The following is a 23,080-nucleotide window of genomic DNA, read 5'->3' on the forward strand; positions in this document are numbered from 1 at the left end:
CTAGTAGTTGCTGGAAATGCTCACGTTTTTCTTCAACAGGTCACGGTAGAGATCTGCGTAGGGCTCTACTGCCTGATGCCAGTTGAAGGGAGCCGCCATTGCACGGCAGCGCATGGCGTTGAGCAGCTCACGGTGGGCGAATACCTGAAACGTGCGGCTCAGGGCTTCGGTGTAGCTTTCGATGGTTGATTCTTTGAACAGGAAGCCGGTCACGCCGTCCTCGATTGTGTCCGCCAGGCCGCCGGTGTTGCGTGCGACAGGCAGGGAGCCGAAGCGTTGCGCGTACATCTGGCTCAGACCGCAGGGTTCATAGCGCGATGGCATCAACAGAAAATCACTGCCGGCGAACATGCGTCGAGCGTCGGTTTCATTGAAGCCGATACGCACACCAATGTGCCCCGGGAAGCGTGCGGCCAGCTCGCGCATGGCATCTTCTTCCTCGGGCTCGCCGCGACCGATAATTGCGATTTGTCCGCCGTTGTTGACGATGTGCTCGGCAACCCCGATGGTCAGGTCCAGGCCTTTTTGATACACAAGGCGCGAAACCACTGCATACAGGGGCCCGGTCGAGGCATCCAGCTCAAACAGCTCACGCACATAGTCGGCGTTGATTTCCTTGCGCGTCCATTCGTTGGGCGCAAAGTGGCAGATCAGGTGTTCGTCGGTCGCTGCATCCCAGCTTTCGTCGATTCCGTTAGGGATGCCGCTGAGCTGACCCTTGTTAGCCTTGCTCTGCAGAAAACCTTCCAGGCCGCAACCAAACTCTGGCGTGGTGATTTCCCGAGCATAGGTGGCACTCACGGTCGTAATGTGGCTCGCGAAGGCCATGCCTGCCTTGATGAAGGACAGCTTGCCGTAGAACTCCATGCCTTCCGGGGTGATCGCTTCATCCGGAATGCCCAGTTCACGACTCGAAGCGGTACTCACGGTCCCCTGATAGGCCAGATTGTGAATAGTAAAGATGCTTGGCGTGGACTGCCCGCGCCAGCGCATGTAGGCAGGCGCCAGGCCGGCAGGCCAGTCATGGGCATGGACCAGCTCGGGGCACCATTGGCTTTTCACTTCGCCAGCCGCAAATTCGGCAGCCGCGAGCCCCAGACGGGCAAAACGAATATGGTTATCGGACCAGTCGCGGCCATCGCTGTCGGCGTAAGGCGTGCCTTCACGCTCGTAAAGCTCAGGGCAGATCAACACGTAGATCACAAGGCCATCTTTCATGTCCATGCGACCCACCTTGCAAGGTGGCAGTGCAGCATGCCCGCCCAGCTGGCTGATGATATGGATCGGGTTTCCGCTGTTGATGACCTGCGGATAACCTGGAATAAGAACCCGCACGTCATGCAGGTGGCGCATTGCTCGTGGCAATGCGGCGGATACGTCGCCCAGCCCACCGGTTTTCACCAGGTCGGCCAATTCCGAGGTCACGAACAACACTTTGCGTCTGCTGACCTGAGACATGGTCGGCGCAGGCTGAATTGTCGAGGTTGGTAATTGCAGCAAAGGAACGCTCTTGGTAGAGAAGACTGGCAGATGAGTCAGCTCGCCGACAGGCTGGTTAAAACTCTCTCCCTTCTGGGTTTTGACAGCGGCGCTAATCATCGATTTTTCCCCTTAAAACAGTCTTGGTGCATCACTTGATTTTTATTGGCCATTTCCTATGGCCGGGTACACATACGTGCACTACGCAAGATCAATACCCGTTTGGACCATGCGTAGTGACAAAGCCGCGTGATGTCGCCATTACCGGATGTCAGCCAATAGCATAGATGCTCCATTCACCTGACCGGGGCGTTTTGGAGAAGTTTCGACTTTTTTCTGCGCGAATGTCTGGCAAGGGCTTTGAAGCCGCGCTTGTTGGCACGCTGCAAGGGCCAGCCCGGCAGTCGTTGCGCTTTTTTATGGGTTAAATTCGAGTCCCGAGCGCGCATGACCGGTCGTCGGATCGTTCGACAATCAAGGTCATGCGTTTCTTTTTTATCGAAAAAAACGGGTGAGTGGAGCCGCTCATGAGCCCCATCGGTGCGTCGCGCCTTTTCTGGGTGCGTCTGGCGGTCAATCTGTGGGCGTGGCGAGAAAATTCCTACATCCGCGCTGGAACATTTTGCAGCGAGGCAGGATAGAATCGGGCTAGACGCTCTAGTCACAGAGCTGGCTTGAAATAACGTGCTGGCCTGAAAGAGTTACCCTTTGACTGATTTTACAGAATCACTTTTATTGAATTGACGAGGATGGAAATGGAAGCCCCCGAGGTATTGGTACTGCAAGCGAGTTACACGAATCCCGTGCACGCTGATGCAATTGGATTTGTGCTGAATGAATATTCGATGGATGTCATGGGTACAGGTCGGCCGCTGTCGAGCGATGCGCGTCAGCAGTTGGCTATCGAGCTGGCCAAACGTCCCTACGCTTTCAGTGTGCTGGCGTTCATTTCCGGAGAGCCGGTAGGGCTGGTCAATTGCTTTGAGGGTTTTTCAACCTTTGCCTGTCGTCCGCTGGTCAATATTCACGACGTTGCGGTCGTCGCTCAATACCGCGGCATGGGCATCAGCCAGAAAATGTTGCTCAAGGTGGAAGAGATTGCACGCCAGCGAGGTTGCTGCAAACTGACACTTGAGGTTCTGGAGGGCAATGAGGTAGCTCAAGGTGCCTACAGGAAGCTCGGTTTCGACAATTACCAGTTGAGCCCTGAAATGGGGCGTGCCATGTTCTGGCAGAAGGCGCTATAAAGTACGCAGCAGGTTTGTGTGCAGCCGTGTCGGGTGCAAGGGAAAACTGTTCAGCAGAATCGGACAGGGAAGGGGCGCAAACTGTGAGAGCAGATCAGGTGGGCAAGCCAGAATATCGGGCTTGCCCTGAAGCGTTTTAAAGGGTGATGCAATGGCAGTCAGGCTTGAAGCATCTTGCCGGGTGCAGACAAGTGGGGTTGCTGCAGCATCGAGCTCAAATGAGCGACCTTTTTCTGCAACTGCTCGCGCTCTTCTTTCAATGCACGCAATTCGTCGCGGCGGATCGTGACATACAGGGTTTGTGGTGCAAGTGCTGGTAGTACAGTGCCCATTGCTCACCTCGCAAATGGCGGATTCAACCTCAGAAAGGTCCGTGGCAATGACTTTCAATCCATGAGCGCCGCTGCTTACCCTCTCTATCGGCACCGATTTTGATTTCTTTTGCATGATTTTGGAACTTTTTTATTTTTAATTGTCGCGAATGTTTATTAATCGCGACAAAATGCACCACAGGAGGGCGTAGACGCCTTCATCTTCTCGCAAGGGAACCGACGTTCCGCCTCGCTTGACTAACCAGCATGCTCGCAACCTGTCGATGCGCTGGACAGCAAGTGCGGCACCTTTTTTACGATTTAAGGAGCACCTTCATGCAACTTGGGATTATTGGACTGGGCCGCATGGGCGGCAACATCGCACGCCGCTTGATGTTGAACGGCCACACGACTGTTGTGTATGACCGCGATGAGGCATCACGCAACGCCCTGGCCAATGACGGTTCGGTTGCAGTCGCAGGCCTGAAGGAAATGGTCGATGCGCTCCACAAGCCCCGCGCCATCTGGGTAATGCTCCCGGCAGGTGCGCCGACCGAAGAGACCATTCAGACCCTCAGCCAGTTGCTTGACGCCGATGATGTGATCATCGACGGCGGTAATACCTTCTACAAGGATGACATTCGGCGCGCTCAGGAGCTCACCGAAAAAGGCTTGCACTACGTCGATGTCGGCACGTCAGGCGGGGTCTGGGGGCTTGAGCGCGGCTATTGCATGATGATTGGAGGCGAGGCTGCTGTTGTCGAGCGCCTGGATCCGCTGTTTGCAACGCTGGCACCAGGTCTTGGCTCGATCGAGCGCACCAAAGGCCGTACCTCGACCGACGATCGCGCCGAACGTGGCTATATCCATTCCGGCCCTGCGGGTTCCGGTCATTTCGTGAAGATGATCCATAACGGTATCGAGTACGGAATGATGCAGGCCTTCGCTGAGGGCTTCGATCTTCTCAAGCAGAAAAACTCCGAGCATTTGCCGGCTGAGCAGCGGTTTGATCTGAACACGGCTGATATCGCCGAGGTCTGGCGTCGTGGCAGTGTGGTGTCTTCCTGGCTGCTGGACCTTACCGCTGATGCCCTGGCGACAGACCCGCAACTGGATGCGTTTTCCGGTTCGGTTGCCGACAGTGGCGAAGGGCGCTGGACCATCGAAGCCGCCATCGAGCAGGCGGTTCCGGTTCCTGTACTGTCCAGTGCGTTGTTTGCGCGCTTCCGCTCACGTCAGGCGAGTTCCTACGCAGATAAAATGCTGTCGGCCATGCGCTTCGGATTTGGTGGCCACAAGGAACCCAAGTAATGGGCCTGTCGCGCGACAGCGCCGAGCAAAAAGCCGAAGTGGCGCCCCCCACGACCCTGTTTCTGTTTGGTGCCCATGGAGATCTGGTCAAGCGCCTGCTGATGCCGGCACTCTATAACCTGTCACGCGACGGTCTGGTGGATGAAGGGCTGCACATCGTTGGCGTCGATCACAATGCGATCAGCGATGCCGACTTTGCGAAAAAGCTCGAGAACTTCATTCGCGACGAAGCCGCCGGGAAGGTTGCCGGTGGCGGCAAGGATCCACTCGATCCTGCGCTGTGGAGCAAGCTGGCCGAGCGCATCAGTTATGTGCAGGGTGATTTCCTCGACGACTCCACCTATCAGGACATCGCCAGCAAGATCGAGAGCACCGGCACCGCGAACGCGGTGTTTTATCTGGCCACCGCACCCCGGTTTTTCAGCGAAGTAGCCAAGCGGCTGGGCTCGTCAGGTTTGTTGCAGGAAAACGGCGACGGGTTTCGTCGGGTAGTGATCGAGAAACCGTTCGGTTCCGATCTGGCCAGTGCGGTCGAGCTCAATGGCTGCCTGCTCAAGGTCATGAGCGAGAAGCAGATCTACCGCATCGACCACTACCTGGGCAAGGAAACGGTACAGAACATTCTGGTCAGCCGTTTCTCCAATGGTCTGTTCGAATCGTTCTGGAACAACCACTACATCGACCACGTACAGATCACGGCGGCGGAGACCGTAGGCGTCGAAACCCGTGGCAGTTTTTACGAACACACCGGCGCATTGCGTGACATGGTGCCCAATCACCTGTTCCAGTTGCTGGCTATGGTTGCCATGGAGCCGCCGGCCGCTTTCGGTGCCGATGCCGTTCGCGGCGAGAAGGCCAAGGTGGTTGGAGCGATCCGGCCCTGGAGTCAGGAGGAGGCTCTGGCCAACTCGGTGCGTGGCCAGTATGCGAAAGGCGCGATGGGTGACAAGGAGGTTGTCGGTTATCGTCAGGAGGATCGCGTGGAGCCCGACAGCACGACCGAAACCTATGTCGCGCTCAAGGTCATGGTCGACAATTGGCGTTGGGTCGGGGTGCCGTTCTACCTGCGCACCGGCAAGCGCATGAGTGCTCGCAGCACGGAAATCGCCATCTGCTTCAAGCCCGCGCCGTATGCGCAATTTCGCGACACCGAAGTCGACCGCCTCAAGCCCAACTACCTGAGGATTCAGATTCAGCCCAACGAAGGCATGTGGTTCGATCTGTTTGCCAAGCGTCCTGGCCCGGAACTGAAAATGGAAGATATCGCGCTGGGCTTCGCCTACAAGGATTTCTTCGAAATGCAGCCCTCCACAGGTTACGAAACCCTTATTTATGACTGCCTGACCGGTGATCAGACGCTCTTCCAGCGGGCCGACAACATCGAGAACGGCTGGCGTGCCGTGCAGCCGTTCCTCGACGCCTGGGCCGCGCAGCCGCAAGTGCAGCTTTACGAAGCTGGCAAGGATGGCCCGCAAGCGGGTGAAGAGCTGCTGAGCCGTGATGGCCGCGAATGGAGAGAATTGAATGTCTGAACTGCCCGTACAGTTCCTGTTGTCCGACATCGACGGCACGTTACTGCGCCGTGATCACAGCCTTAGCCAGGCCAATATCGACGCGATCAGGCGCTTGCGCGAGGTGGGTATTCACTTCACGCTTGCCAGCAGTCGCCCGCCCAGGGCCATGCGCCAGGTGATCGAAGCGCTGGGTGTGGATCTGCCCACCGTGGCATTCAATGGCGGCACCATCACTCATCCCGATGGCAGCCTGCTGGTGGCTCATCGCATTGACCCTAAAGCGGTCAGGATGTGTCTTGAGCTGTTCACCGGCCAGAACGTTGCGATCTGGGTGTTTGCCGACGATCAATGGCTGTTGCTCGATCCTCACGCCGATTACGTTGATCATGAGCTCGACGCATTGGGGTACCGCTATGTTCAGGTCGAGAGTTTCGAGCCATACCTTGATCGCGTCGACAAGATCGTTGCGGCCAGCGCTGATTTTGAGCTGCTGAAGACTCTGGAAGCTCGCATCAACCCGCAGATCGAAGGATTGGCCCTGGCTGCGCGTTCGCAAAAATACTACCTCGACGTGACTGCGCTGGAGGCCAACAAGGGCTCCGCGCTGGTTACATTGGCAAAGTACCTGGGAGTCGATCTTTCTCGCACGGCGGCCATTGGCGACGGTGGTAACGACGTGGCGATGTTCCATAAGGCTGGCTTGTCGATTGCGATGGGGCAGGGCGAGCAGACAGTCAAGGGACAGGCTGATCATGTTACAGATAGCAATGAGCAGGACGGCGTTGCTGTCGCCATCGAGCGTTACATTCTTCCAGCTTGATCGAGCAGTTTGCGCATGCGGACGAATCATCATCACGACGGGCATTTCTGAATGGCTGCACTGATCGAAGACTATGCATTGCTGGGCAACTGTCAGACAGCGGCGCTAGTCGCCCGTGATGGTTCGCTGGACTGGTTGTGTTTCCCCCGTTTCGACTCGACTGCCTGTTTCGCCGCGTTGCTGGGTAACGACGATCAGGGCCGCTGGAAGATTGCGCCGACTGCAGAGGTCATCGCTGTCGAGCGCCGTTACCGCGACGGCACCCTGATTCTTGAAACTGTTTTCGAAACCCGTGACGGTCGCGCCATGCTGATCGATTTCATGCCCATGAAGACGACTGGTCATGTGGTGCGCATCGTGGTCGGGCTGTCCGGGCGTGTCGAGTTCGGCGTGGACCTCGCCATTCGCTTCGATTACGGCAGCAGTGTGCCTTGGGTCGAGCGCAAGGATGAACATACCCTGACTGCCGTGGCCGGGCCGGAAATGCTGGTGCTGCGCAGCCCTGTGGCCTTGCACCCGCAGGATCATCACACCGCCAGCCGTTTTCACGTCGATGAGGGCGAGCGCAAGGTTTTCACGCTGGCGTATCAGGCTTCGTTCGAGCCGCTGGCTGCGCAGATTGATGCCGATCAGGCGCTGGAGGTTACAGCAGCTTATTGGCGGGAGTTTTCTGATCGCTGCCCTGACGTCGGGCCGTGGACGGCTCAGGTAAAGCGCTCGCTGATCACTCTCAAAGCCATGACTTACGCTCCTACCGGTGGCATTGTTGCCGCCGTGACCACTTCATTGCCCGAGCAGTTGGGTGGCGAGCGCAATTGGGACTACCGCTATTGCTGGCTGCGCGATGCCACCATGACATTGCTGGCGTTCATGAATCTGGGCTATTTCGAGGAGGCGACCGCCTGGCGAGACTGGCTGCTGCGCTCGGTTGCCGGCAACCCGGAACAGATACAGATCATGTACGGCGTAGGCGGTGAGCGACGTTTGCAGGAGTACGAGCTGCCGTGGCTGAGTGGCTACGAGAACTCGCTGCCGGTGCGTGTCGGCAACGGCGCAGCGACTCAGGTGCAACTGGACGTTTATGGCGAGGTTGCCGATGCCATGATCCAGGCGCTGAGAGGCGGCATGCCGCAGCATCCGCGCAGCGTGGCGATCTCCAAGGTGGTCATGCCCTATCTGGAAAAGATCTGGCACCTGCCGGATGCGGGCATCTGGGAGATTCGTTCAGAACCACGTCACTTTACCCATTCAAAAGTCATGGCCTGGGTGGCCTTCGACCGAAACGCCACTCAGATCGCCAAGGCTGCCGAAAACGATGAGGATCGTGCATTGGCGAGCCACTACCGGCGTGTGGCAGACGAAATCCATGCTGATGTCTGTCGCAACGGTTTCGATGCTGATCTTGGCAGTTTCGTGCAAACGTATGGCTCCAAAGAGGTCGACGCCAGTCTGCTGCAAATTGTGTTGACCGGTTTTCTTGCGCCGGAAGATCCTCGTGTCACCGGCACTGTCGCGCAAATAGAGCGCACGCTGATGCAGGATGGCCTGCTGCTGCGTTACGACAACGAGCGCAGTGTTGATGGTGTCGCCGGCCGCGAAGGGACGTTTCTGGTGTGTTCGTTCTGGCTGGCTGACGCTTACGTGCTGCTGGGGCGGGCTGATGATGCTGCGCGGCTGTTTGAGAGGCTGTGTGATCTGTGCAATGACGTTGGTCTGCTGGCGGAACAATATGATCCGAAGGACGGCCGCATGCTGGGCAATTTCCCTCAGGCGTTCAGTCACATCGGCATTATCAACACCGCATTGAATCTGCATCGAGCGGTGTGCCCCGCACTGGCTCGCACATCGAGCGAGCTTGAAGGCGCATGATCAGCTGTCGCGGCCAGCCTTGCGAAACGTCAGATTGATCCGCTGTTCGCCGAGCAGAGGGTGCTCGGCCTGTTTGACGGGCAGGATGCCGTGAAAGCGCAACCGGTCCTCGCCGCCCCAGACCACCACGTCTCCATGAAACAGTGATATGCGTTGGGTCTTGTCGCTGCGCAGCAGGCCGCCGAACTGGAAGGTGGCCGGTATACCCAGTGACACTGATACCACTGGCCAGCGATGGTCGTACTCGTTTTTGTCCTGATGCAGAGACATCTTCGCCCCAGGGATGTATCGATTGATCAGGCAGGCGTCAGGCATAAAGTCGGCATAGCCTGCCGCGTGCGCAGCATCCTTTGCCAGTTGCATGAAGGCGTCCGGCATCGCAGGCCATACCAGGCCTGTTTGTGGGTCGGTTGCGGTGTATCGATAACCATGACGGTCGGTTATCCAGCCCAGTTGTCCGCAGCTGCTGAGTGCAGCAGACATGCTTAAGCCGCTGGGGGTCTGCATGTGCCTGAATGGAGACAGGGCCAGTGTCGCCTCAAGAGAGTCCAGCAGTTGTGGCATGACAGGCAGCGCAAAGCCTCTGAGCAGCCATGACCCAGGCCCGATCAGCTCATTGCTTGCAGGCTGGGTCGTCTGGTCGGCAAACAGATCCAGATTGGCGGGAGTTTCACCTTTGCGTTGCATGGTCGGATCAAGCTCCTGCGGGTATCAGAGCGCCTTGCTGACCTTCACGTCAGTGATTTGATCGTCGCTCTGGCCGTGCATTTTTTTCAAGGCGGCTTCGGCTTCTTCGGTTGAGGCCGATTGCAGTTGGGCGAACTCGAAGCGGCGTTCGCCGTTGAGCTTGTAGCTGACAGCAAATTTAGTGGTGCGCGGGACTGGATTGTTCACGGTGACTCCTTGCATCATCCCAGGCGTGAGGTAGAGCGCCGGACGATCTTGATCTTGTGAGTGAAAGGCGGTTTGCGGCCTGCATTGGTATCTATCTTGCGGCCTGCGGTATCGATGGTGATGTTCCAGAAACCGGTGCTCGGCGCGGCGATCTTGGCCGGAAACGTGTCAAATGCACCGCCATGATAAGTGTGTCGACCGCCATTTTTGAAGCTGCGAAAATTCGCATCGTTCATCAGACGAATATTGCAGGTTTGCGAGCACTCGATAACGACCAGGTCGTCCTCGTTGAGATGCTCACGCTGGTGTACGAATTTCATGACGGGCTCCGAATGAGGGTTTTTCTGAAAAATCAAAACGATAGCATGTGATGCCCGCAATTTGACGTCGCTGGACACTAATTTGCCGTGTTTCTGGCAAATATTGCCTCAGTAGGGATTTAATTGCGCGCGAGCTTGTCGTAGCACCTTTATTTGGAGGCTTTGTATGAAACTGGCTGTAGTAGTCCTGGCTCTGGCAATGACTGGCTGTGCCACAGTAAATGACATCGAACATACACCCCCCACCATGAACGTGATGTCGGGCAAGAACCCCAAGGAGTATGCCGATTGCTTCGTCGGCAAGATCGCCAGCAGTCGCAAGCCGCCGCTTGTCGAGCCTCGTCATGATGGCCTGCGGGTAATTGTGGCGCAAAAGCTCAGCAAATCGCCTGCGGCGGTCGTCGATGTCGAGAGCCGCTCGGGTGGCAGTACGATCAAGGTCTATGAACGACTTTCCAACGTGCCGATCCGCTTCAGGGATGTTCAGAACGCTGCCGAAGCGTGCATTTCAGGCTGATCGCTCTGGCGGGTTCAACCGGCCCTGTCCGCTTCGGACAGGGCGGCAGGCTTGATTATTTGCACACTACAAGCACGCTGCGGCTCTTGTAGTTGCCTACGTCCACACCCAGTGTTTTCTCGCTTTCCGCAGGCTGCGGAGTGCCGTCCGTACCGACAATTTCATAACCTGTACCCGCGCAGGAGGCGTCCGCTTTTTCGTAGCAGCTGGCCCAGGACATCGCCTCGCCGGAGCAGTCGATGCTCAAGCCCTGTCTGCCGTTTTTCAGGTAAGTGTTGGAGGCGGTTGCGCAGCCGGTCAGGCCCAGCGCAACAATAATGGACAGTAGGGAAAGGATTCTGATCATGTTTTTCGCTTCAAGATAAGGTCAGAGAATTGACAAATGCGAACGTTGGACTGGTAACAAGTGCCATCGTTCCGCCATGTTTTTCATCATAGATAGCTCGATAAATAGCTCGTCGTTTGCTGGCCACTGTTGCAGCTCTCTGGGAGCAGAGCATAAATGCTTCGGTCGTCGAAAGAGCGTGCACAAGGCTGTTACGCCGGGCTTTGGCGGTGACTTGAGCGTGGTCCAGTCTGCAATTGGCTGTAGGCAATATCCAGGAAGTGCGGAACTATCTGCCTGAGGATTCCTCTATCATGGCATCGTACGGCCAAAGGCGGGGCATTGTAAGGTGACCGCCTCCTGATTAGACTGCGCCGTTAACACCAACAGCCCTTACCAAGGACTTTTATGATCAAGAAATGCTTGTTCCCAGCAGCCGGTTACGGCACTCGCTTCCTGCCAGCGACCAAGGCCATGCCCAAGGAAATGCTGCCGGTGGTCAACAAGCCACTGATCCAATACGGTGTTGAGGAAGCCCTCGCGGCAGGCCTGACCGAAATTTCCATCGTGACCGGTCGTGGCAAGCGTGCTCTTGAAGATCACTTTGATATCAGCTACGAGCTTGAGCATCAGATCAAGGGCACGGACAAGGAAAAGTACCTGGTTGGTATTCGCAAACTGATCGACGAGTGCAGCTTTTCCTACACTCGCCAGACTGAAATGAAAGGTCTGGGTCATGCCATTCTCAGCGGTCGTCCGCTGATTGGTAATGAAGCATTCGCCGTGGTTCTGGCGGATGACTTGTGCGTAAATCCTGATGGTGATGGCGTGCTGGCGCAGATGGTCAAACTGCACAAGCATTATGGCTGCTCGATCATTGCCATTCAGGAAGTCGATCCGCAGGAAACCAACAAGTATGGCGTGATCGCCGGTGAAGAAATCAAGCCGGGCCTGTTTCGCGTGACCAACATGGTTGAAAAACCGAAGCCTGAAGATGCGCCTTCCAACCTGGCGATCATCGGCCGCTACATCCTGACTCCGGATATTTTCGAGAAGATCGAACAGACTGAGCCAGGCAAGGGTGGGGAGATCCAGATCACCGACGCGCTGATGAAGCAGGCTGCAGAAGGCAATGTACTGGCCTACAAGTTCAAGGGCGAGCGCTTTGACTGCGGTGGCGCTGAAGGCTACATCCAGGCTACCAACTTCTGCTTCGAACACTTTTACAAAACCGGTAAAGCGCATTGATTTTCGATTGATGACGCTCGGGACAAGGCCACCTTCGGGTGGCTTTGTCATTTCTGACTGGCCGCCAAGCGGTTATGCTGTGCCTCTGCCAAGGAGATATCGATGGCCTTTGATTTTGATCTGTTTGTAATTGGCGCCGGCTCCGGCGGCGTCAGGGCGGCACGTTTTGCTGCCGGTTTCGGTGCCAAGGTTGCCGTGGCCGAGAGCCGCTATCTGGGTGGAACCTGCGTCAACGTGGGTTGCGTGCCCAAAAAGCTGTTGGTCTACGGAGCGCATTTTTCCGAAGATTTCGATCATGCCAAAGGGTTCGGCTGGTCGCTGGGTGAGGCCAGTTTTGACTGGTCCACACTGATCGCCAACAAGGATCGCGAAATCAATCGCCTCAATGGCATCTACCGCAAACTGCTGGTCGACAGCGGCGTTACCCTGCTCGAAGGCCACGCCAGGCTGGTCGGCCCGCAGCGGGTCGAGATCAACGGCCAGTCCTACAGCGCCGAGCGCATTCTGATAGCAACCGGCGGCTGGCCACAGGTGCCTGATGTGCCAGGACGCGAGCATGCCATTACGTCCAATGAGGCGTTTTACCTCAAGACGTTGCCAAAGCGAGTTGTGGTCGTAGGGGGTGGTTACATTGCCGTGGAATTTGCCTCGATCTTCAATGGATTGGGCGCAGATACCACACTGGTCTATCGTCGCGAGCTGTTTTTGCGCGGTTTCGATGGCGGGGTCCGTACTCATCTTCATGAGGAACTGCTCAAGCGTCACATGACGATTCGCTTCAATAGCGATATCGAGCGTATCGACAAGCAGGCCGACGGCAGCCTGCTATTGTCCATGAAAGGCGGCGGCACACTCGAGACCGATTGCGTGTTCTACGCAACTGGCCGTCGGCCGATGCTCGACAACCTCGGGCTGGACAGTGTCGACATCAAGCTCGATGAGCATGGCTATATCAAGGTTGATGAGCATTATCAGAGCAGCGAGCCTTCCATTCTGGCCATCGGCGATGTCATCGGTGGCGTGCAACTGACTCCGGTTGCGCTGGCTGAGGGCATGGCCGTCGCACGTCGGCTGTTCAAGCCTGAGCAGTATCGCCCGGTAGACTACAATCACATCCCGACGGCGGTTTTCAGTCTGCCGAACATCGGTACAGTCGGGCTGACTGAAGAGGACGCGATCAAGGCTGGTCACGATGTGCAGGTGTTCGAAAGCCGTTTTCGGCCGATGAAGCTGACCCTGACTGACGATCAGGAACGCACCTTGATGAAACTGGTTGTGGATGCGAAAACCGACCGCGTGCTGGGCTGCCATATGGTAGGGCCGGATGCGGGCGAAATCGTCCAGAGTCTGGCAATTGCCATCAAGGCTGGCGCGACCAAACAGGTGTTCGATGACACTATCGGCGTACACCCGACTGCTGCAGAAGAGTTTGTAACCATGCGCACGCCTGCCAAACGCTAACGTCAGGCAGCGCAATACCCGGAGGTCAGGAAGAGCTCCGGGACAAGGCTTGAAAAGGACGGATCCCGACGTGAACAGAGAAAAACCATCGGCCGGAATGCGCCTGCATCTGGCCGTTCAGAATCGTAAAATCGCGCTGCACATTGATGCATTGCGTGAAAGCGAGCATCAGTTCAGAACCCTGGCTGACAACATGAGTCAGCTGGCCTGGACTGCAAGTCCTCGCGGGCAGGCCCATTGGTATAACGAGCACTGGTACGCATACACCGGGACGTCGCTCGAGGCGATGAAGGCTCTGGGCTGGCGTTCGTTACTGCATCCCGAGCATCGCGAGCGTGTGCTGGCGCGTTTGCAGTACTGCTTTTCGACGGGCTCGATCTGGGAAGATACCTTTCCACTGCGCGGCAAGGACGGTGCCTTCAACTGGTTTCTGTCGCGTGCACTGCCCATGCGCGACGCGCAGGGCCACATCACCCACTGGCTGGGCACTCATACCGATATTACGGCTCAGGTCAACGCTGAAGAGGCGCTGGGCGAACTCAATGAAAGTCTGGAGTTGCGCGTTGCCGAGCGCACTCGCGAGCTGGCAACTGCCAATGAATTGTTGCAGGCCGAGATCGTCGAGCGAGCAATAGCTGAAGAGGTCTTGCGCCATGCGCAAAAAATGGACGCGATTGGCCAGTTGACGGGCGGCATCGCCCACGACTTCAACAATGTGCTTTCCGGCGTGATGGGTGCTCTGGATATGATCCGGCTCGGTGTCGCGGCAGGCCGGGCGGGGGACATTGATCGCTATCTGGACGCTGCAACCAGTTCCGCAAATCGGGCGGCTGCGCTGACCCGGAGGCTGCTGACATTTGCTCGCCGTCAGTCGCTGAATGTCACGGCAGTGGATATCAATCGCATGGTCCGGTCTATGGAAGAGCTGCTGCGAGGTGCGGTGGGCGCTGGCGCGCAATTGCATATCGAGCTGGAGGAGGGGTTGAGTAGTGTGTGCACGGACGAGCATCAGCTGGAAAATGCCTTGTTGAACCTGGTGATCAACGCGCGTGACGCTGTTGCGGTCGGAGGGCGGCTCCGGGTGCGCAGCCAGCTGTTAACGCTTGCCGCTCAGAAAGACGGGCTGGCACCTGGCGATTACGTACGGCTCAGTGTAGAAGATAACGGCTGTGGAATGGCTCAAGACGTCATCGACCGGGCGTTCGACCCGTTTTTCACCACCAAACCCGCAGGACAGGGCACGGGTCTGGGTTTGTCCATGGTCTACGGTTTCATCAAGCAGGCGGGCGGGCATGTGCAGATAAAAAGCCATGAAGGTCAGGGCACTCAGGTTCACCTGCTCTTGCCTTGTGCGATGACGACTGCCTGAGTGTTGCTTGTCATGCCTTGCCTTTTGGCTTGTTTCTGGGGGTAGTGGGTTTATCTGGCTGGATGAGGCCGTTCTGCAGGTTTTCCAATGCTGCTTCCTTTTTGGTCAGCAGCAGTTCCAGCATCCGGTTCTGTTGCCGAACCTCTGTCATGGCTTGTTTGAGCGTGGAGCTCTCTTCCTGCAGGCTGCCTAACCGTTCTTCCAGCAGAGCGCATTGGGTGCGGGCGTGATGCTGTTGTTCTGCCAGGGCGGCAGCCTGAGTAGTGGCCTGGTTCAGCAGGTCTTTTCGTTCGTGCAGCTCACGCAGTGTGCTGCGGTTTTCAGCCAGTAATCTCTCGTTGTCACGGTTCAGCTGTGTGATGTCTTCCTGGCGCATGGCGATGCCTTGCTGTGCCTGTCGAAGCTCCATTTGCAGTTGCTGAACCTGACCTTCGTGGCGTTGCTGTTCCTGCTCGCGCTGCTCTCTGATCGAGTTGCGGTAGTGCTCCAGGGCTTCGCGAGCGTGCTGATGTTTTTCTTCAAGCGAGTGGATCTGGCCGTCCTTGTCGTGCAGGCGCGACTCCAGATCCCGGTTGGCCTGAAACAGTCTGGCGTGCTCGGTCTGTGCGGTTTGCAGGTCATTTTGCGTGCGAAGCAGGGCGGCAGCCTGCTGTTCCAGAGTCTCATTACGTTGCTGCGCATGTTCCTGCAGTTCGCTGATCTGTTGCTGAGTCGTCGCCAATTGTTGCTGCAGGGTGGCGCGATCAGCCTGATACGTGTCGCAGGCCTGATCAATGCGTTCCTGAGCCTGTTCCTGAAGACGCTGAGCAAGATGAGCTACCAGGCCGCTCAACTCCTCATTGATGTCCGGCGCTGGCGTATGCGTGGCGTCCAGCTCTTTGAGGTACCGGTGAATCGTGGTTTTCGAGCCTGTATTACCCATTTCGATACGTACTGCATCAATGCTGGGATTTTCACCTCTGGACAGCAGGGAAACCCTTGCTTTCTGCACCAACGCCTTGTTTACGCCGCCCCGAGCCATGTGTCCCCCTACGATTTCGTACTGTGGTATGTACCCTGTAATTACATACTATATTATTAGAAATAATTTGCCATTTTTTGAATTAATTAACCCGGGATATTGGCGTATTATCCCGTATCAGGCGTTGTCAGTTCATTTTTCGGCGCTCTTTCCGGTACACCGCGCAGGTTCGAGCCATGAATGACGTTGATCGCTATATCGATGCCGCAACCCGTGACAACACACGCCGCAGTTATCGGGCGGCCATCGAGCATTTCGAAGTGACATGGGGCGGGTTTCTGCCGGCGACCAGCGAAAGCGTGGCGCGTTACCTGGCCAGCCATGCCGGAAAGCTATCGGTCAACACGTTGAAACTGCGCCTGTCAGCACTGGCGCAATGGCATGCCAGTCAGGGTTTTGCCGATCCCACCAAGGCGCCCATGGTGCGTAAGGTCATCAAGGGCATTCGTGCATTGCATCCGGCACAAGAGAAGCAGGCCGAGCCTTTGCAGTTGCAGGACCTGGAGAAAGTCATTGCCTGGCTGGAGATCGAGATAGGTGATGCAGAGGCGCGACACGATCAGCCGCGGCTATTGCGTTGTCGTCGTGACTCGGCGCTGATCCTCTTGGGGTTCTGGCGCGGCTTTCGCAGCGACGAGCTGTGTCGCCTGCAAGTGCAGGACGTCAAGGCCACAGCCCACTCGGGCATCAGCCTTTATCTGCCGCGCAGCAAGGGCGATCGCGATAACCTGGGCAGAACGTATCAGACGCCCGCCTTGCAGCGGCTGTGCCCGGTGCAGGCTTATATAGAGTGGATCAATTGCGCGGCGCTGGTGAGCGGTCCGGTGTTTCGGGCGGTGGATCGATGGGGTAATCTTGGCGAGGAGGGGCTGCACGCCAACAGCGTTATCCCGTTGCTGCGTCAGGCTCTCCAGCGTGCAGGCATTGCCGCCGAGCACTACACCAGTCACTCGCTACGCCGCGGGTTCGCCAGTTGGGCGCACAGCAACGGCTGGGACCTCAAGTCACTGATGTCTTATGTAGGCTGGAGGGACATCAAGTCGGCGATGCGCTACATTGACGCCGCGCCGTTCCCGGGCAACCTGGAGACAGGGAACGGGTCGAAGGTTTCTTCTATCGATAAGCTGCCTTCATAGTGAAAAGCAATCAGTGACATCAGGTTTGCCAATGAGCGATTGTCACTGATCATGCGTAAGCTTCACTCCATCGAATTAACAACCCATCCAACCCATCAGGAGATATACCGATGCCTATCATCAACAGCCAAGTAAAACCGTTCAAGGCTACCGCGTTCAAGAACGGCGCTTTCGTTGACGTTTCGGACGCCGACTTCAAAGGCAAGTGGTCTGTCGTATTCTTCTACCCGGCCGACTTCACCTTCGTTTGCCCGACCGAGCTGGAAGACCTGGCTGACAACTACGAAGAGTTCAAGAAGCTGGGCGTCGAGATCTACAGCGTTTCGACCGACACCCACTTTGCCCACGCTGCATGGCACAACACTTCGCCTGCAATCGGCAAGATCCAGTACACCATGATCGGTGACCCGACCCTGACTATCTCGCGCAACTTCGACGTGCTGATCGAAGAAGCCGGTCTGGCGGATCGCGGTACGTTCGTGATCAACCCTGAAGGTCAGATCAAAATCGTCGAGCTGAACGACGGTGGTGTTGGCCGTGACGCTTCCGAGCTGCTGCGCAAGATCAAGGCTGCTCAGTACGTTGCTGCTCACCCGGGCGAAGTCTGCCCAGCCAAGTGGAAAGAAGGCGAAGCTACTCTGGCTCCGTCCCTGGATCTGGTTGGCAAGATCTGAGTCGCATGAATCGGCTGGGGGCGTTGAGCTCTTGAGCAAGTAAACCGCATCGCCCCAAAAAACGCCCGGGCGGTAATCGCCTGGGCGTTGTTATTTCTACCCTTTGTAAACAGGAAGCCGCCACATGTTGGACGCCAATCTTAAAGCCCAGTTGAAATCCTATCTGGAGCGGGTTACTCGCCCCATCGAGATCGTCGCGTCCCTTGATGACGGCGCGAAGTCTCAGGAAATGCTTGCACTGCTCAATGATGTGATCAGTGTCTCCAAAGATGTCACCCTGAATGACAGTGGCAACGATGCGCGTACTCCGTCGTTCTCTCTGAGCAGCCCTGGCCACGATATCAGCCTGCGTTTCGCCGGTATCCCCATGGGCCATGAATTCACCTCGCTGGTCCTGGCGCTGCTGCAAGTTGGCGGCTACCCACCCAAGGTCAGTGCGGAAACCATCGAACAGGTTCGCGCTCTTCAAGGCGAATTCCATTTCGAAACCTATTTCTCGCAGTCCTGCCAGAACTGCCCGGACGTTGTCCAGGCATTGAACCTGATGGCAGTACTGAACCCTGGCATCAAGCATGTCGCTATCGACGGTGCACTGTTCCAGGACGAAGTCACAGATCGCAAGATCATGTCGGTGCCCAGCATCTATCTAAATGGTGAGCTGTTCGGTCAGGGCCGCATGGGCCTGGAAGAAATTCTCGCCAAGATCGACACCGGTGCCGGTGCGCGTCAGGCAGAAAAACTCAACGCCAAACAGGCTTTTGATGTGCTGGTAGTCGGCGGCGGCCCTGCTGGTTCGGCGGCTGCGGTCTACGCAGCCCGCAAAGGCATTCGTACCGGCGTTGCAGCCGAACGTTTCGGCGGTCAGGTGCTCGACACCATGGCGATCGAAAACTTCATTTCGGTACAGCACACCGAGGGCCCAAAACTGGCCGTTGCGCTGGAAGAGCACGTCAAACAGTACGAAGTCGACATCATGAACCTGCAACGCGCCGACAAGCTGATTCCGGGCGCGGCCGGTGAGCTGCACGAAGTTAAATTCGCCAGCGGTGCCAGCCTCAAGGCCAAGACCGTCATTCTTGCCACCGGCGCACGCTGGAGGGAGATGAACGTACCGGGCGAACAGCAGTACCGTAACAAGGGCGTGGCTTATTGCCCGCACTGCGACGGTCCATTGTTCAAGGGCAAGCGCGTCGCCGTGATTGGTGGCGGTAACTCGGGTGTCGAGGCGGCAATCGATCTGGCGGGTATCGTGTCACACGTGACGCTGCTGGAGTTCGATGTGCAACTGCGTGCCGATGCCGTCTTGCAGCGCAAACTGCACAGCCTGCCCAACGTTACCGTGATCACCAGTGCGCAAACCACTGAGGTGACCGGCGATGAGCAGAAGGTCAACGGCCTGCGTTACAAGAACCGCACCACCGGCGAAGAAATCACCGTGCCGCTGGAAGGTATCTTCGTGCAGATCGGCCTGCTGCCTAACAGCGAATGGCTCAAAGGCTCCATCGAGCTGTCGCCGCGTGGTGAGATCGTGGTCGATGCACGTGGTGAAACCTCGGTGCCGGGCATCTTCGCTGCCGGTGACGTGACGGTAACTCCGTACAAGCAGATCATCATCGCCCTGGGCGAGGGTGCCAAAGCCTCCCTGAGTGCCTTTGACCACCTGATCCGTACCTCCGCACCGGCCTGATCGGGCAGCGCTAAACAAAAAGCCCCGTGAGCGATCACGGGGCTTTTTGTTATCTGGGTGATCGTTCCCGAGCGGGAGCAATCACTCAGGGCAACCAAGGCCTCAGAGCGGGGTTGGCTGGATAATCTCTACCCAGTAGCCATCCGGGTCCTTGATGAAGGCCAGGCTGTTCATGCGGCCATCGGACAGACGCTTTTGAAAGTCGACGCCCAAAGTCTCGAATCGCTCGCAGGCAACCTTCACGTCTGGTACCGAGACGCAAATGTGACCAAAGCCACGCGGGTCGCTGTTGCCGTTGTGGTACGAAGCTGTCGCATCGCTCTCGGTGCCGTGATTGTGGGTCAGCTCGAGAATGCCGGGGATCGATTTCATCCACTCGTTGCGGGCTTTGTCGTCTTCCGGGATCTGCGCCTTATCCACCAGTGCGAGGAAGTAGAGGCTGAATTCGGCTTCCGGGAAATCACGCTTTTCAACCAGGCTGAAGCCGAGCACGCGGGTGTAGAAATCCAGCGATTTTGTGATGTCCTTGACGCGCAGCATGGTGTGGTTGAACACAAACTGCCGGGTAGCCGCTTCAGGGTCGGCCGTAACGCCCGGTAGTGTGTTGAGTTCGTGCAAGCTCATCAATGTGTCTCCAACAGAATGTACAAATAATGCCAAATGATACGGGGCAGGGCGGGCAGTGCCAAACCCTCGTTCGGATAACGTCGCTTCGGTCTTGCTCGATGCCGGCAACAGGCTCAGAATTTCCGGTCAACTGTTCTGGCGACCTGACCATGATCCTTTCGCAATACCGATGCTCCTTGCCAGGTCTGTGCCTGTTCCTGCTGCTGGGCGCCGCACAGACTCACGCCGCCGACGCAATGATCATCTGGCCCGCAGGCTGGGAGGTAGAGTCGCTGCCGACCGAGTCGGGCAAGCCCGTGCAACCGTCCGTGCAAGTCAGACAGCGCGCGGTGAAAAACGATCAAAGTGGAAACCCGCTGATGGTCATGGAGCTGACTCAGACACGCCTGACGCCCGGGCATGAGGTTAATGTCCCGGGTGTGCTGCTGGAGATGCGCAAGTCGGTTCAGGTCAATTTTGCCCGCAGCGGCCTGCAGAGCGTCTGCACGCATGTGCGTGAGAGCCGGCTCAGCGTCGTGCCGGCACTGGAAACCACCTGCACGATCACCCAGAACGGCGTACATGTGTTGACCCAGACACTGGTAGCGGCTGCCAGTAAAGAGATGGCCTGGTCGCTTTCCTACGCAGGATCGGCAGATGGGTACACGGCCAACAAGGAAGAGGCGTTGCGTATCCGCGAGAGTTTGCGTCTGGACGATGCGCAGTGATACCTGCTTTTTCGCAGACAAAAAGAAGCCCGCCGAGGCGGGCATGGGGCGCTATTCCTTTAGCGGTCTTCATCATCCGAGAATCCATGTGAAAAAAGTGTGAAGCTGCGCGGTGTCAGCCATCCGCCGATTTTCGATCCGGCGAAGCACGCAGTAACAAATTCTCTTATCGCTCACTAGACCGAATAAACTGAACAATTACTCTACACATTTCAGCAACTGTTCAGGTTTGTAACTGTGCGCTGAATCGAATAATCGATGAATTTTTATTGGCGTCATTATTTCAACGGTATTAATACCTGACGCGCTGGAAGTACATGTACCGAGCAGTTCACTTAATCATATATATGAATGTCGGCGGCGGGCAGACAGTCAACTGTGTATGGGCGTTTGATCAGGCGGATGCAGTGTGCAGACGCTCAGTTGACGTATGGGTCGATAAAAAAAGCCCTGCAAGTGCAGGGCTTCAATTGACAAAGTTTTAATCAGGCGCGAAGCCACGAATCAACAGTGTCTACACCGTACTGCTCTTTCCACGCTTTGAGACCGCGGTGGTTACCACCCTTGGTTTCAATCAGCTCACCGGTGTGGGGGTTCTGGTAAACCTTGACCACGCGTGCACGACGACGCTTTGGTCCGGCGGGTGCGACCAGCGACGTGGCGCTTGAAGGATCAAGGATTGCGATGATGTCACGCAGGCTTTTGCCGTAGGTGCCCATCAGGTCCTGGAGCTTTTGCTCGAACTCGATTTCCTTCTTCAACCCGGCGTCATTCTTCAAGGATTCCAGCTGTGCAAGCTGTTCTTGAAGGGCTTTCTCTGCTGCTCGAAACTCGGCAAGTCTGGACAAGTAATACACTCCAACAATGTAATGGCTGTTGTCAGCCCTATAAAGCGATGAGACAAAACTGATTGGCCGATTCGCTCACTCGATGCTGCCCTGTACCTGCGGTTTCTATGCTGAAACATGGCCTTTGCGGCTTGTCATTGCGCAGACAGAGGATAGTTATAACTCAGTAGCCCGTAAATGATGCACCTTTTTTTTCAGTTAGAAAATAGCCTTTTTCAAATTCGTTAAATAGTCGTGGTGGAGGGTGTTGGATATAGGCGATGAAGCCGGCGTTATCAGGCGAGCTGTTGTGTAAGTTATTTCCGACATTAGTCGCAGATGGAAAACGAGCCATGCGACACTGGACGGCTTAAAAGGAGAAACATCTGACAGACATGAAGGCTGGCGGATGCGGAAAGAGCAGAAGTGTCTGAAGGCAGCGGATGAAAGGGCGTGTAGCGGCATAAAAGATGGCCCTTGGCCCGCCTTTTTTTGCCTTTCTGACCCTACAGTCCCTGTTGCAGCACCGGGTCGTCGGGGTTCTGCTGCTCGAGCTCTGCCAGCAGAATCTGCACGTTTTGCAACTGACCATTTTCTTTCCAGTATTGAATCAGCAGCACTCTGGCCTTTCGGTTCGCAGGCTGGCTCTGAACAATCTGCGTCAACTGCCTCTGCGCCGCCTCAAGCTCGTGCAACGAATGCAGGGCAACCGCCAGGTCGTAGCGGTAGTCGGTGTTATCGGGCGCCAGCTCTGTAGCCTTCGCCAGGCTGAGCACAGCGAACTCTGCTTGTCCGTGGTTAAGCAGCCACATGCCCAGCGCGTGCTGAAGCATGGATGAACCAGGATTATGTTCCAGCAACTGTGCAAAAAGGCTGCGTGCCTGCTCGGCCTGGCCCTTGCGGTCCAGCAGCTCGATGTGCGCCAGCGCCGCTTCGATATTGCCCGGGTCCAGTGCTGTGGCCCTCTGCAGCGCGGCGACTGCCGGCTCCAGGTCGCCGGTCTGCAGGTACAGTCTGGCCAGTTGCAACTGATTTTGTGCGTTTTGCGGCTGGCTCTTTAGCGACTCCTGAAACGCCTCGGCACTTTGCTGCAGCACGGCAAAGTACAGGCCCAGCTCATCAGGTGACAGGCCGAGCAGGGCACTGGTGGCGCGGAATCTGACGGATTGTTCGTCGTCGTCCAGCAATGGGCCCAGCAGCAGGCTGCGCTGGCTGTTGGAGACCAGTCTGACGCTGACATCGATAGCCGCTTCACGCACCTGTGCGGATCGGTCACCCAGCGCGGCATCGAGCAATTTGAGGGCCTGAGGGCTGGGGTAGTCGCTCAATTCGGCGAGCAGGTTGATGCGCTGCTCGTCAGACAGGTCGGTTCGTGCCAGTTGCTGGTACAGCACGCGTGCAGCGCCGGGCTTGCCATCGTGTGCCTGTTCCAGTGCCTGAGCGTAGGTGTGGCTCAACCTGGCGGGAGCTGTCTGAACAGGCAAGCGCCACCACCAGAAAGCCAGTGATAGCGCCAGCATTGCCGCAGCCGCTGCGCCGATCAGCCAGCGATGTCGAGTAGTGGGTTGAGGCGATAACCCCTTGGTAGAAAGTCTGGGCATATCGATTTCCAATGCTTGACGGGTTGCAGCTTCGGGGAGTGGGTGGCAGCTGTCAAACGACAATCATGATGCCGTCGGCGTTCGGACAAAAAAAGCCCCGCGTCCTGAATGGGCG

At 56.9% G+C, this 23,080-nt stretch carries 23 protein-coding genes; 13 read left to right on the forward strand and 10 right to left on the reverse strand.

Annotated features, from left to right (window positions below; translation table 11 throughout):
* A complete protein-coding gene (gene glgA / locus RYC18_RS10360) occupies positions 1 to 1,599 on the reverse strand; it encodes a glycogen synthase GlgA (RefSeq protein ID WP_316885689.1) in 1,599 nt (532 codons plus the stop codon).
* Between the two features lie 635 nt (positions 1,600 to 2,234).
* Between glgA and RYC18_RS10365 the strand changes: the two genes are divergently transcribed.
* Entirely contained in the window at positions 2,235 to 2,726 is a 492-nt protein-coding gene (locus RYC18_RS10365) for a GNAT family N-acetyltransferase (RefSeq protein ID WP_004658555.1), read from the forward strand.
* A gap of 158 nt (positions 2,727 to 2,884) precedes the next feature.
* Here the strand turns inward: RYC18_RS10365 and RYC18_RS10370 are convergent, their stop codons facing one another.
* On the reverse strand, positions 2,885 to 3,058 hold the full coding sequence (locus RYC18_RS10370; protein ID WP_002553283.1) for a DUF6026 family protein: 174 nt from the start codon (positions 3,056 to 3,058) through the stop codon (positions 2,885 to 2,887).
* A 315-nt stretch (positions 3,059 to 3,373) separates the two neighbouring features.
* Between RYC18_RS10370 and gnd the strand changes: the two genes are divergently transcribed.
* From gnd to RYC18_RS10390, 4 genes are read left to right on the forward strand one after another with little or no spacing between them, the layout of a single operon-like run.
* Positions 3,374 to 4,348, forward strand: coding sequence for a phosphogluconate dehydrogenase (NAD(+)-dependent, decarboxylating) (gnd, locus tag RYC18_RS10375; protein WP_316885693.1), 975 nt, complete (start codon positions 3,374 to 3,376; stop codon positions 4,346 to 4,348).
* Positions 4,348 to 5,880 carry a glucose-6-phosphate dehydrogenase gene (zwf, locus tag RYC18_RS10380; protein WP_005780310.1) on the forward strand — a complete coding sequence of 511 codons (1,533 nt, stop codon included), beginning with the start codon at positions 4,348 to 4,350 and terminating at the stop codon, positions 5,878 to 5,880. Before gnd ends, zwf begins: the two co-directional genes overlap by 1 nt.
* Positions 5,873 to 6,682 (forward strand): Cof-type HAD-IIB family hydrolase, encoded by an 810-nt coding sequence (locus RYC18_RS10385; RefSeq protein WP_057405053.1) that lies wholly within the window; start codon positions 5,873 to 5,875, stop codon positions 6,680 to 6,682. The genes zwf and RYC18_RS10385 overlap by 8 nt, the downstream gene beginning before the upstream one ends.
* Positions 6,683 to 6,733: 51 nt before the next feature.
* Positions 6,734 to 8,551 (forward strand): glycoside hydrolase family 15 protein, encoded by a 1,818-nt coding sequence (locus tag RYC18_RS10390; RefSeq protein ID WP_122351140.1) that lies wholly within the window; start codon positions 6,734 to 6,736, stop codon positions 8,549 to 8,551.
* Here RYC18_RS10390 and alkB read toward each other — a convergent pair whose 3' ends face one another.
* Genes alkB through RYC18_RS10405 form a run of 3 tightly spaced genes read right to left on the reverse strand, consistent with a single transcriptional unit; the run spans position 8,552 to position 9,765 of the window.
* Positions 8,552 to 9,238, reverse strand: coding sequence for a DNA oxidative demethylase AlkB (alkB, locus tag RYC18_RS10395; protein ID WP_005780321.1), 687 nt, complete (start codon positions 9,236 to 9,238; stop codon positions 8,552 to 8,554).
* A gap of 24 nt (positions 9,239 to 9,262) precedes the next feature.
* Positions 9,263 to 9,445, reverse strand: coding sequence for a hypothetical protein (locus RYC18_RS10400; protein WP_002553289.1), 183 nt, complete (start codon positions 9,443 to 9,445; stop codon positions 9,263 to 9,265).
* A gap of 14 nt (positions 9,446 to 9,459) precedes the next feature.
* Positions 9,460 to 9,765 (reverse strand): DUF1883 domain-containing protein, encoded by a 306-nt coding sequence (locus tag RYC18_RS10405; protein WP_002553290.1) that lies wholly within the window; start codon positions 9,763 to 9,765, stop codon positions 9,460 to 9,462.
* 166 nt (positions 9,766 to 9,931) lie between these two features.
* Here RYC18_RS10405 and RYC18_RS10410 point away from each other — a divergent pair, with 166 nt between their 5' ends.
* Positions 9,932 to 10,282, forward strand: a complete 351-nt coding sequence (locus RYC18_RS10410) for a hypothetical protein (protein ID WP_005745143.1) — start codon at positions 9,932 to 9,934, stop codon at positions 10,280 to 10,282.
* Between the two features lie 55 nt (positions 10,283 to 10,337).
* On the opposite strand, the gene RYC18_RS10415 is transcribed toward RYC18_RS10410, so the two are convergent.
* Positions 10,338 to 10,619, reverse strand: a complete 282-nt coding sequence (locus RYC18_RS10415) for a hypothetical protein (RefSeq protein WP_029240846.1) — start codon at positions 10,617 to 10,619, stop codon at positions 10,338 to 10,340.
* A 396-nt stretch (positions 10,620 to 11,015) separates the two neighbouring features.
* On the opposite strand from RYC18_RS10415, the gene galU reads away from it, so the two are divergent.
* The 3 genes from galU (at position 11,016) to RYC18_RS10430 (ending at position 14,685) form a co-directional block, all read left to right on the forward strand.
* The gene (gene galU, locus RYC18_RS10420) at positions 11,016 to 11,855 is read left to right on the forward strand and encodes a UTP--glucose-1-phosphate uridylyltransferase GalU (RefSeq protein WP_002553293.1); all 840 of its coding nucleotides are present in this window, start codon (positions 11,016 to 11,018) and stop codon (positions 11,853 to 11,855) included.
* Between the two features lie 102 nt (positions 11,856 to 11,957).
* On the forward strand, positions 11,958 to 13,316 hold the full coding sequence (gene gorA, locus RYC18_RS10425; RefSeq protein WP_004664951.1) for a glutathione-disulfide reductase: 1,359 nt from the start codon (positions 11,958 to 11,960) through the stop codon (positions 13,314 to 13,316).
* 70 nt (positions 13,317 to 13,386) lie between these two features.
* Entirely contained in the window at positions 13,387 to 14,685 is a 1,299-nt protein-coding gene (locus tag RYC18_RS10430) for a PAS domain-containing sensor histidine kinase (protein ID WP_316885708.1), read from the forward strand.
* 10 nt (positions 14,686 to 14,695) lie between these two features.
* Here the strand turns inward: RYC18_RS10430 and RYC18_RS10435 are convergent, their stop codons facing one another.
* The gene (locus RYC18_RS10435; RefSeq protein ID WP_316885710.1) at positions 14,696 to 15,706 is read right to left on the reverse strand and encodes a DNA-binding protein; all 1,011 of its coding nucleotides are present in this window, start codon (positions 15,704 to 15,706) and stop codon (positions 14,696 to 14,698) included.
* Between the two features lie 176 nt (positions 15,707 to 15,882).
* Between RYC18_RS10435 and RYC18_RS10440 the strand changes: the two genes are divergently transcribed.
* The 3 genes from RYC18_RS10440 (at position 15,883) to ahpF (ending at position 19,203) form a co-directional block, all read left to right on the forward strand.
* Positions 15,883 to 16,842 (forward strand): site-specific integrase, encoded by a 960-nt coding sequence (locus RYC18_RS10440; RefSeq protein WP_005745140.1) that lies wholly within the window; start codon positions 15,883 to 15,885, stop codon positions 16,840 to 16,842.
* Positions 16,843 to 16,952: 110 nt separating this feature from the next.
* A complete protein-coding gene (gene ahpC, locus RYC18_RS10445) occupies positions 16,953 to 17,516 on the forward strand; it encodes an alkyl hydroperoxide reductase subunit C (RefSeq protein ID WP_002553298.1) in 564 nt (187 codons plus the stop codon).
* 124 nt (positions 17,517 to 17,640) lie between these two features.
* Positions 17,641 to 19,203 (forward strand): alkyl hydroperoxide reductase subunit F, encoded by a 1,563-nt coding sequence (gene ahpF / locus RYC18_RS10450; protein WP_004658541.1) that lies wholly within the window; start codon positions 17,641 to 17,643, stop codon positions 19,201 to 19,203.
* 102 nt (positions 19,204 to 19,305) lie between these two features.
* Here ahpF and gloA read toward each other — a convergent pair whose 3' ends face one another.
* On the reverse strand, positions 19,306 to 19,827 hold the full coding sequence (gene gloA / locus RYC18_RS10455) for a lactoylglutathione lyase (protein ID WP_002553300.1): 522 nt from the start codon (positions 19,825 to 19,827) through the stop codon (positions 19,306 to 19,308).
* A gap of 101 nt (positions 19,828 to 19,928) precedes the next feature.
* Between gloA and RYC18_RS10460 the strand changes: the two genes are divergently transcribed.
* Positions 19,929 to 20,537, forward strand: coding sequence for a DUF4946 domain-containing protein (locus RYC18_RS10460; RefSeq protein WP_005745138.1), 609 nt, complete (start codon positions 19,929 to 19,931; stop codon positions 20,535 to 20,537).
* 485 nt (positions 20,538 to 21,022) lie between these two features.
* Here RYC18_RS10460 and RYC18_RS10465 read toward each other — a convergent pair whose 3' ends face one another.
* Both RYC18_RS10465 and RYC18_RS10470 read right to left on the reverse strand, forming a co-directional pair.
* Entirely contained in the window at positions 21,023 to 21,385 is a 363-nt protein-coding gene (locus RYC18_RS10465; protein ID WP_002553302.1) for a histone-like nucleoid-structuring protein, MvaT/MvaU family, read from the reverse strand.
* A gap of 485 nt (positions 21,386 to 21,870) precedes the next feature.
* Positions 21,871 to 22,965 (reverse strand): tetratricopeptide repeat protein, encoded by a 1,095-nt coding sequence (locus tag RYC18_RS10470; RefSeq protein ID WP_016980809.1) that lies wholly within the window; start codon positions 22,963 to 22,965, stop codon positions 21,871 to 21,873.
* Positions 22,966 to 23,080 lie beyond the last annotated feature (115 nt).

Origin of the sequence: Pseudomonas syringae group sp. 247E2 (assembly GCF_032587795.1) — a bacterium.
Taxonomy (GTDB): Bacteria; Pseudomonadota; Gammaproteobacteria; order Pseudomonadales; family Pseudomonadaceae; genus Aquipseudomonas; species Aquipseudomonas amygdali.

Excerpts from the sequence above, each read along its gene's own strand:
- ahpF (WP_004658541.1), top strand. The coding sequence starts at position 17,641 with ATGTTGGACGCCAATCTTAAAGCCCAGTTGAAATCCTATCTGGAGCGG.
- alkB (WP_005780321.1), bottom strand. The coding sequence starts at position 9,238 with ATGCAACGCAAAGGTGAAACTCCCGCCAATCTGGATCTGTTTGCCGAC.
- gloA (WP_002553300.1), bottom strand. The coding sequence starts at position 19,827 with ATGAGCTTGCACGAACTCAACACACTACCGGGCGTTACGGCCGACCCT.
- galU (WP_002553293.1), top strand. The coding sequence starts at position 11,016 with ATGATCAAGAAATGCTTGTTCCCAGCAGCCGGTTACGGCACTCGCTTC.
- gorA (WP_004664951.1), top strand. The coding sequence starts at position 11,958 with ATGGCCTTTGATTTTGATCTGTTTGTAATTGGCGCCGGCTCCGGCGGC.
- RYC18_RS10370 (WP_002553283.1), bottom strand. The coding sequence starts at position 3,058 with ATGGGCACTGTACTACCAGCACTTGCACCACAAACCCTGTATGTCACG.
- zwf (WP_005780310.1), top strand. The coding sequence starts at position 4,348 with ATGGGCCTGTCGCGCGACAGCGCCGAGCAAAAAGCCGAAGTGGCGCCC.
- RYC18_RS10435 (WP_316885710.1), bottom strand. The coding sequence starts at position 15,706 with ATGGCTCGGGGCGGCGTAAACAAGGCGTTGGTGCAGAAAGCAAGGGTT.
- RYC18_RS10365 (WP_004658555.1), top strand. The coding sequence starts at position 2,235 with ATGGAAGCCCCCGAGGTATTGGTACTGCAAGCGAGTTACACGAATCCC.
- gnd (WP_316885693.1), top strand. The coding sequence starts at position 3,374 with ATGCAACTTGGGATTATTGGACTGGGCCGCATGGGCGGCAACATCGCA.
- RYC18_RS10385 (WP_057405053.1), top strand. The coding sequence starts at position 5,873 with ATGTCTGAACTGCCCGTACAGTTCCTGTTGTCCGACATCGACGGCACG.
- glgA (WP_316885689.1), bottom strand. The coding sequence starts at position 1,599 with ATGATTAGCGCCGCTGTCAAAACCCAGAAGGGAGAGAGTTTTAACCAG.
- RYC18_RS10405 (WP_002553290.1), bottom strand. The coding sequence starts at position 9,765 with ATGAAATTCGTACACCAGCGTGAGCATCTCAACGAGGACGACCTGGTC.
- RYC18_RS10440 (WP_005745140.1), top strand. The coding sequence starts at position 15,883 with ATGAATGACGTTGATCGCTATATCGATGCCGCAACCCGTGACAACACA.
- RYC18_RS10470 (WP_016980809.1), bottom strand. The coding sequence starts at position 22,965 with ATGCCCAGACTTTCTACCAAGGGGTTATCGCCTCAACCCACTACTCGA.
- RYC18_RS10390 (WP_122351140.1), top strand. The coding sequence starts at position 6,734 with ATGGCTGCACTGATCGAAGACTATGCATTGCTGGGCAACTGTCAGACA.
- RYC18_RS10460 (WP_005745138.1), top strand. The coding sequence starts at position 19,929 with ATGCCGGCAACAGGCTCAGAATTTCCGGTCAACTGTTCTGGCGACCTG.
- ahpC (WP_002553298.1), top strand. The coding sequence starts at position 16,953 with ATGCCTATCATCAACAGCCAAGTAAAACCGTTCAAGGCTACCGCGTTC.
- RYC18_RS10410 (WP_005745143.1), top strand. The coding sequence starts at position 9,932 with ATGAAACTGGCTGTAGTAGTCCTGGCTCTGGCAATGACTGGCTGTGCC.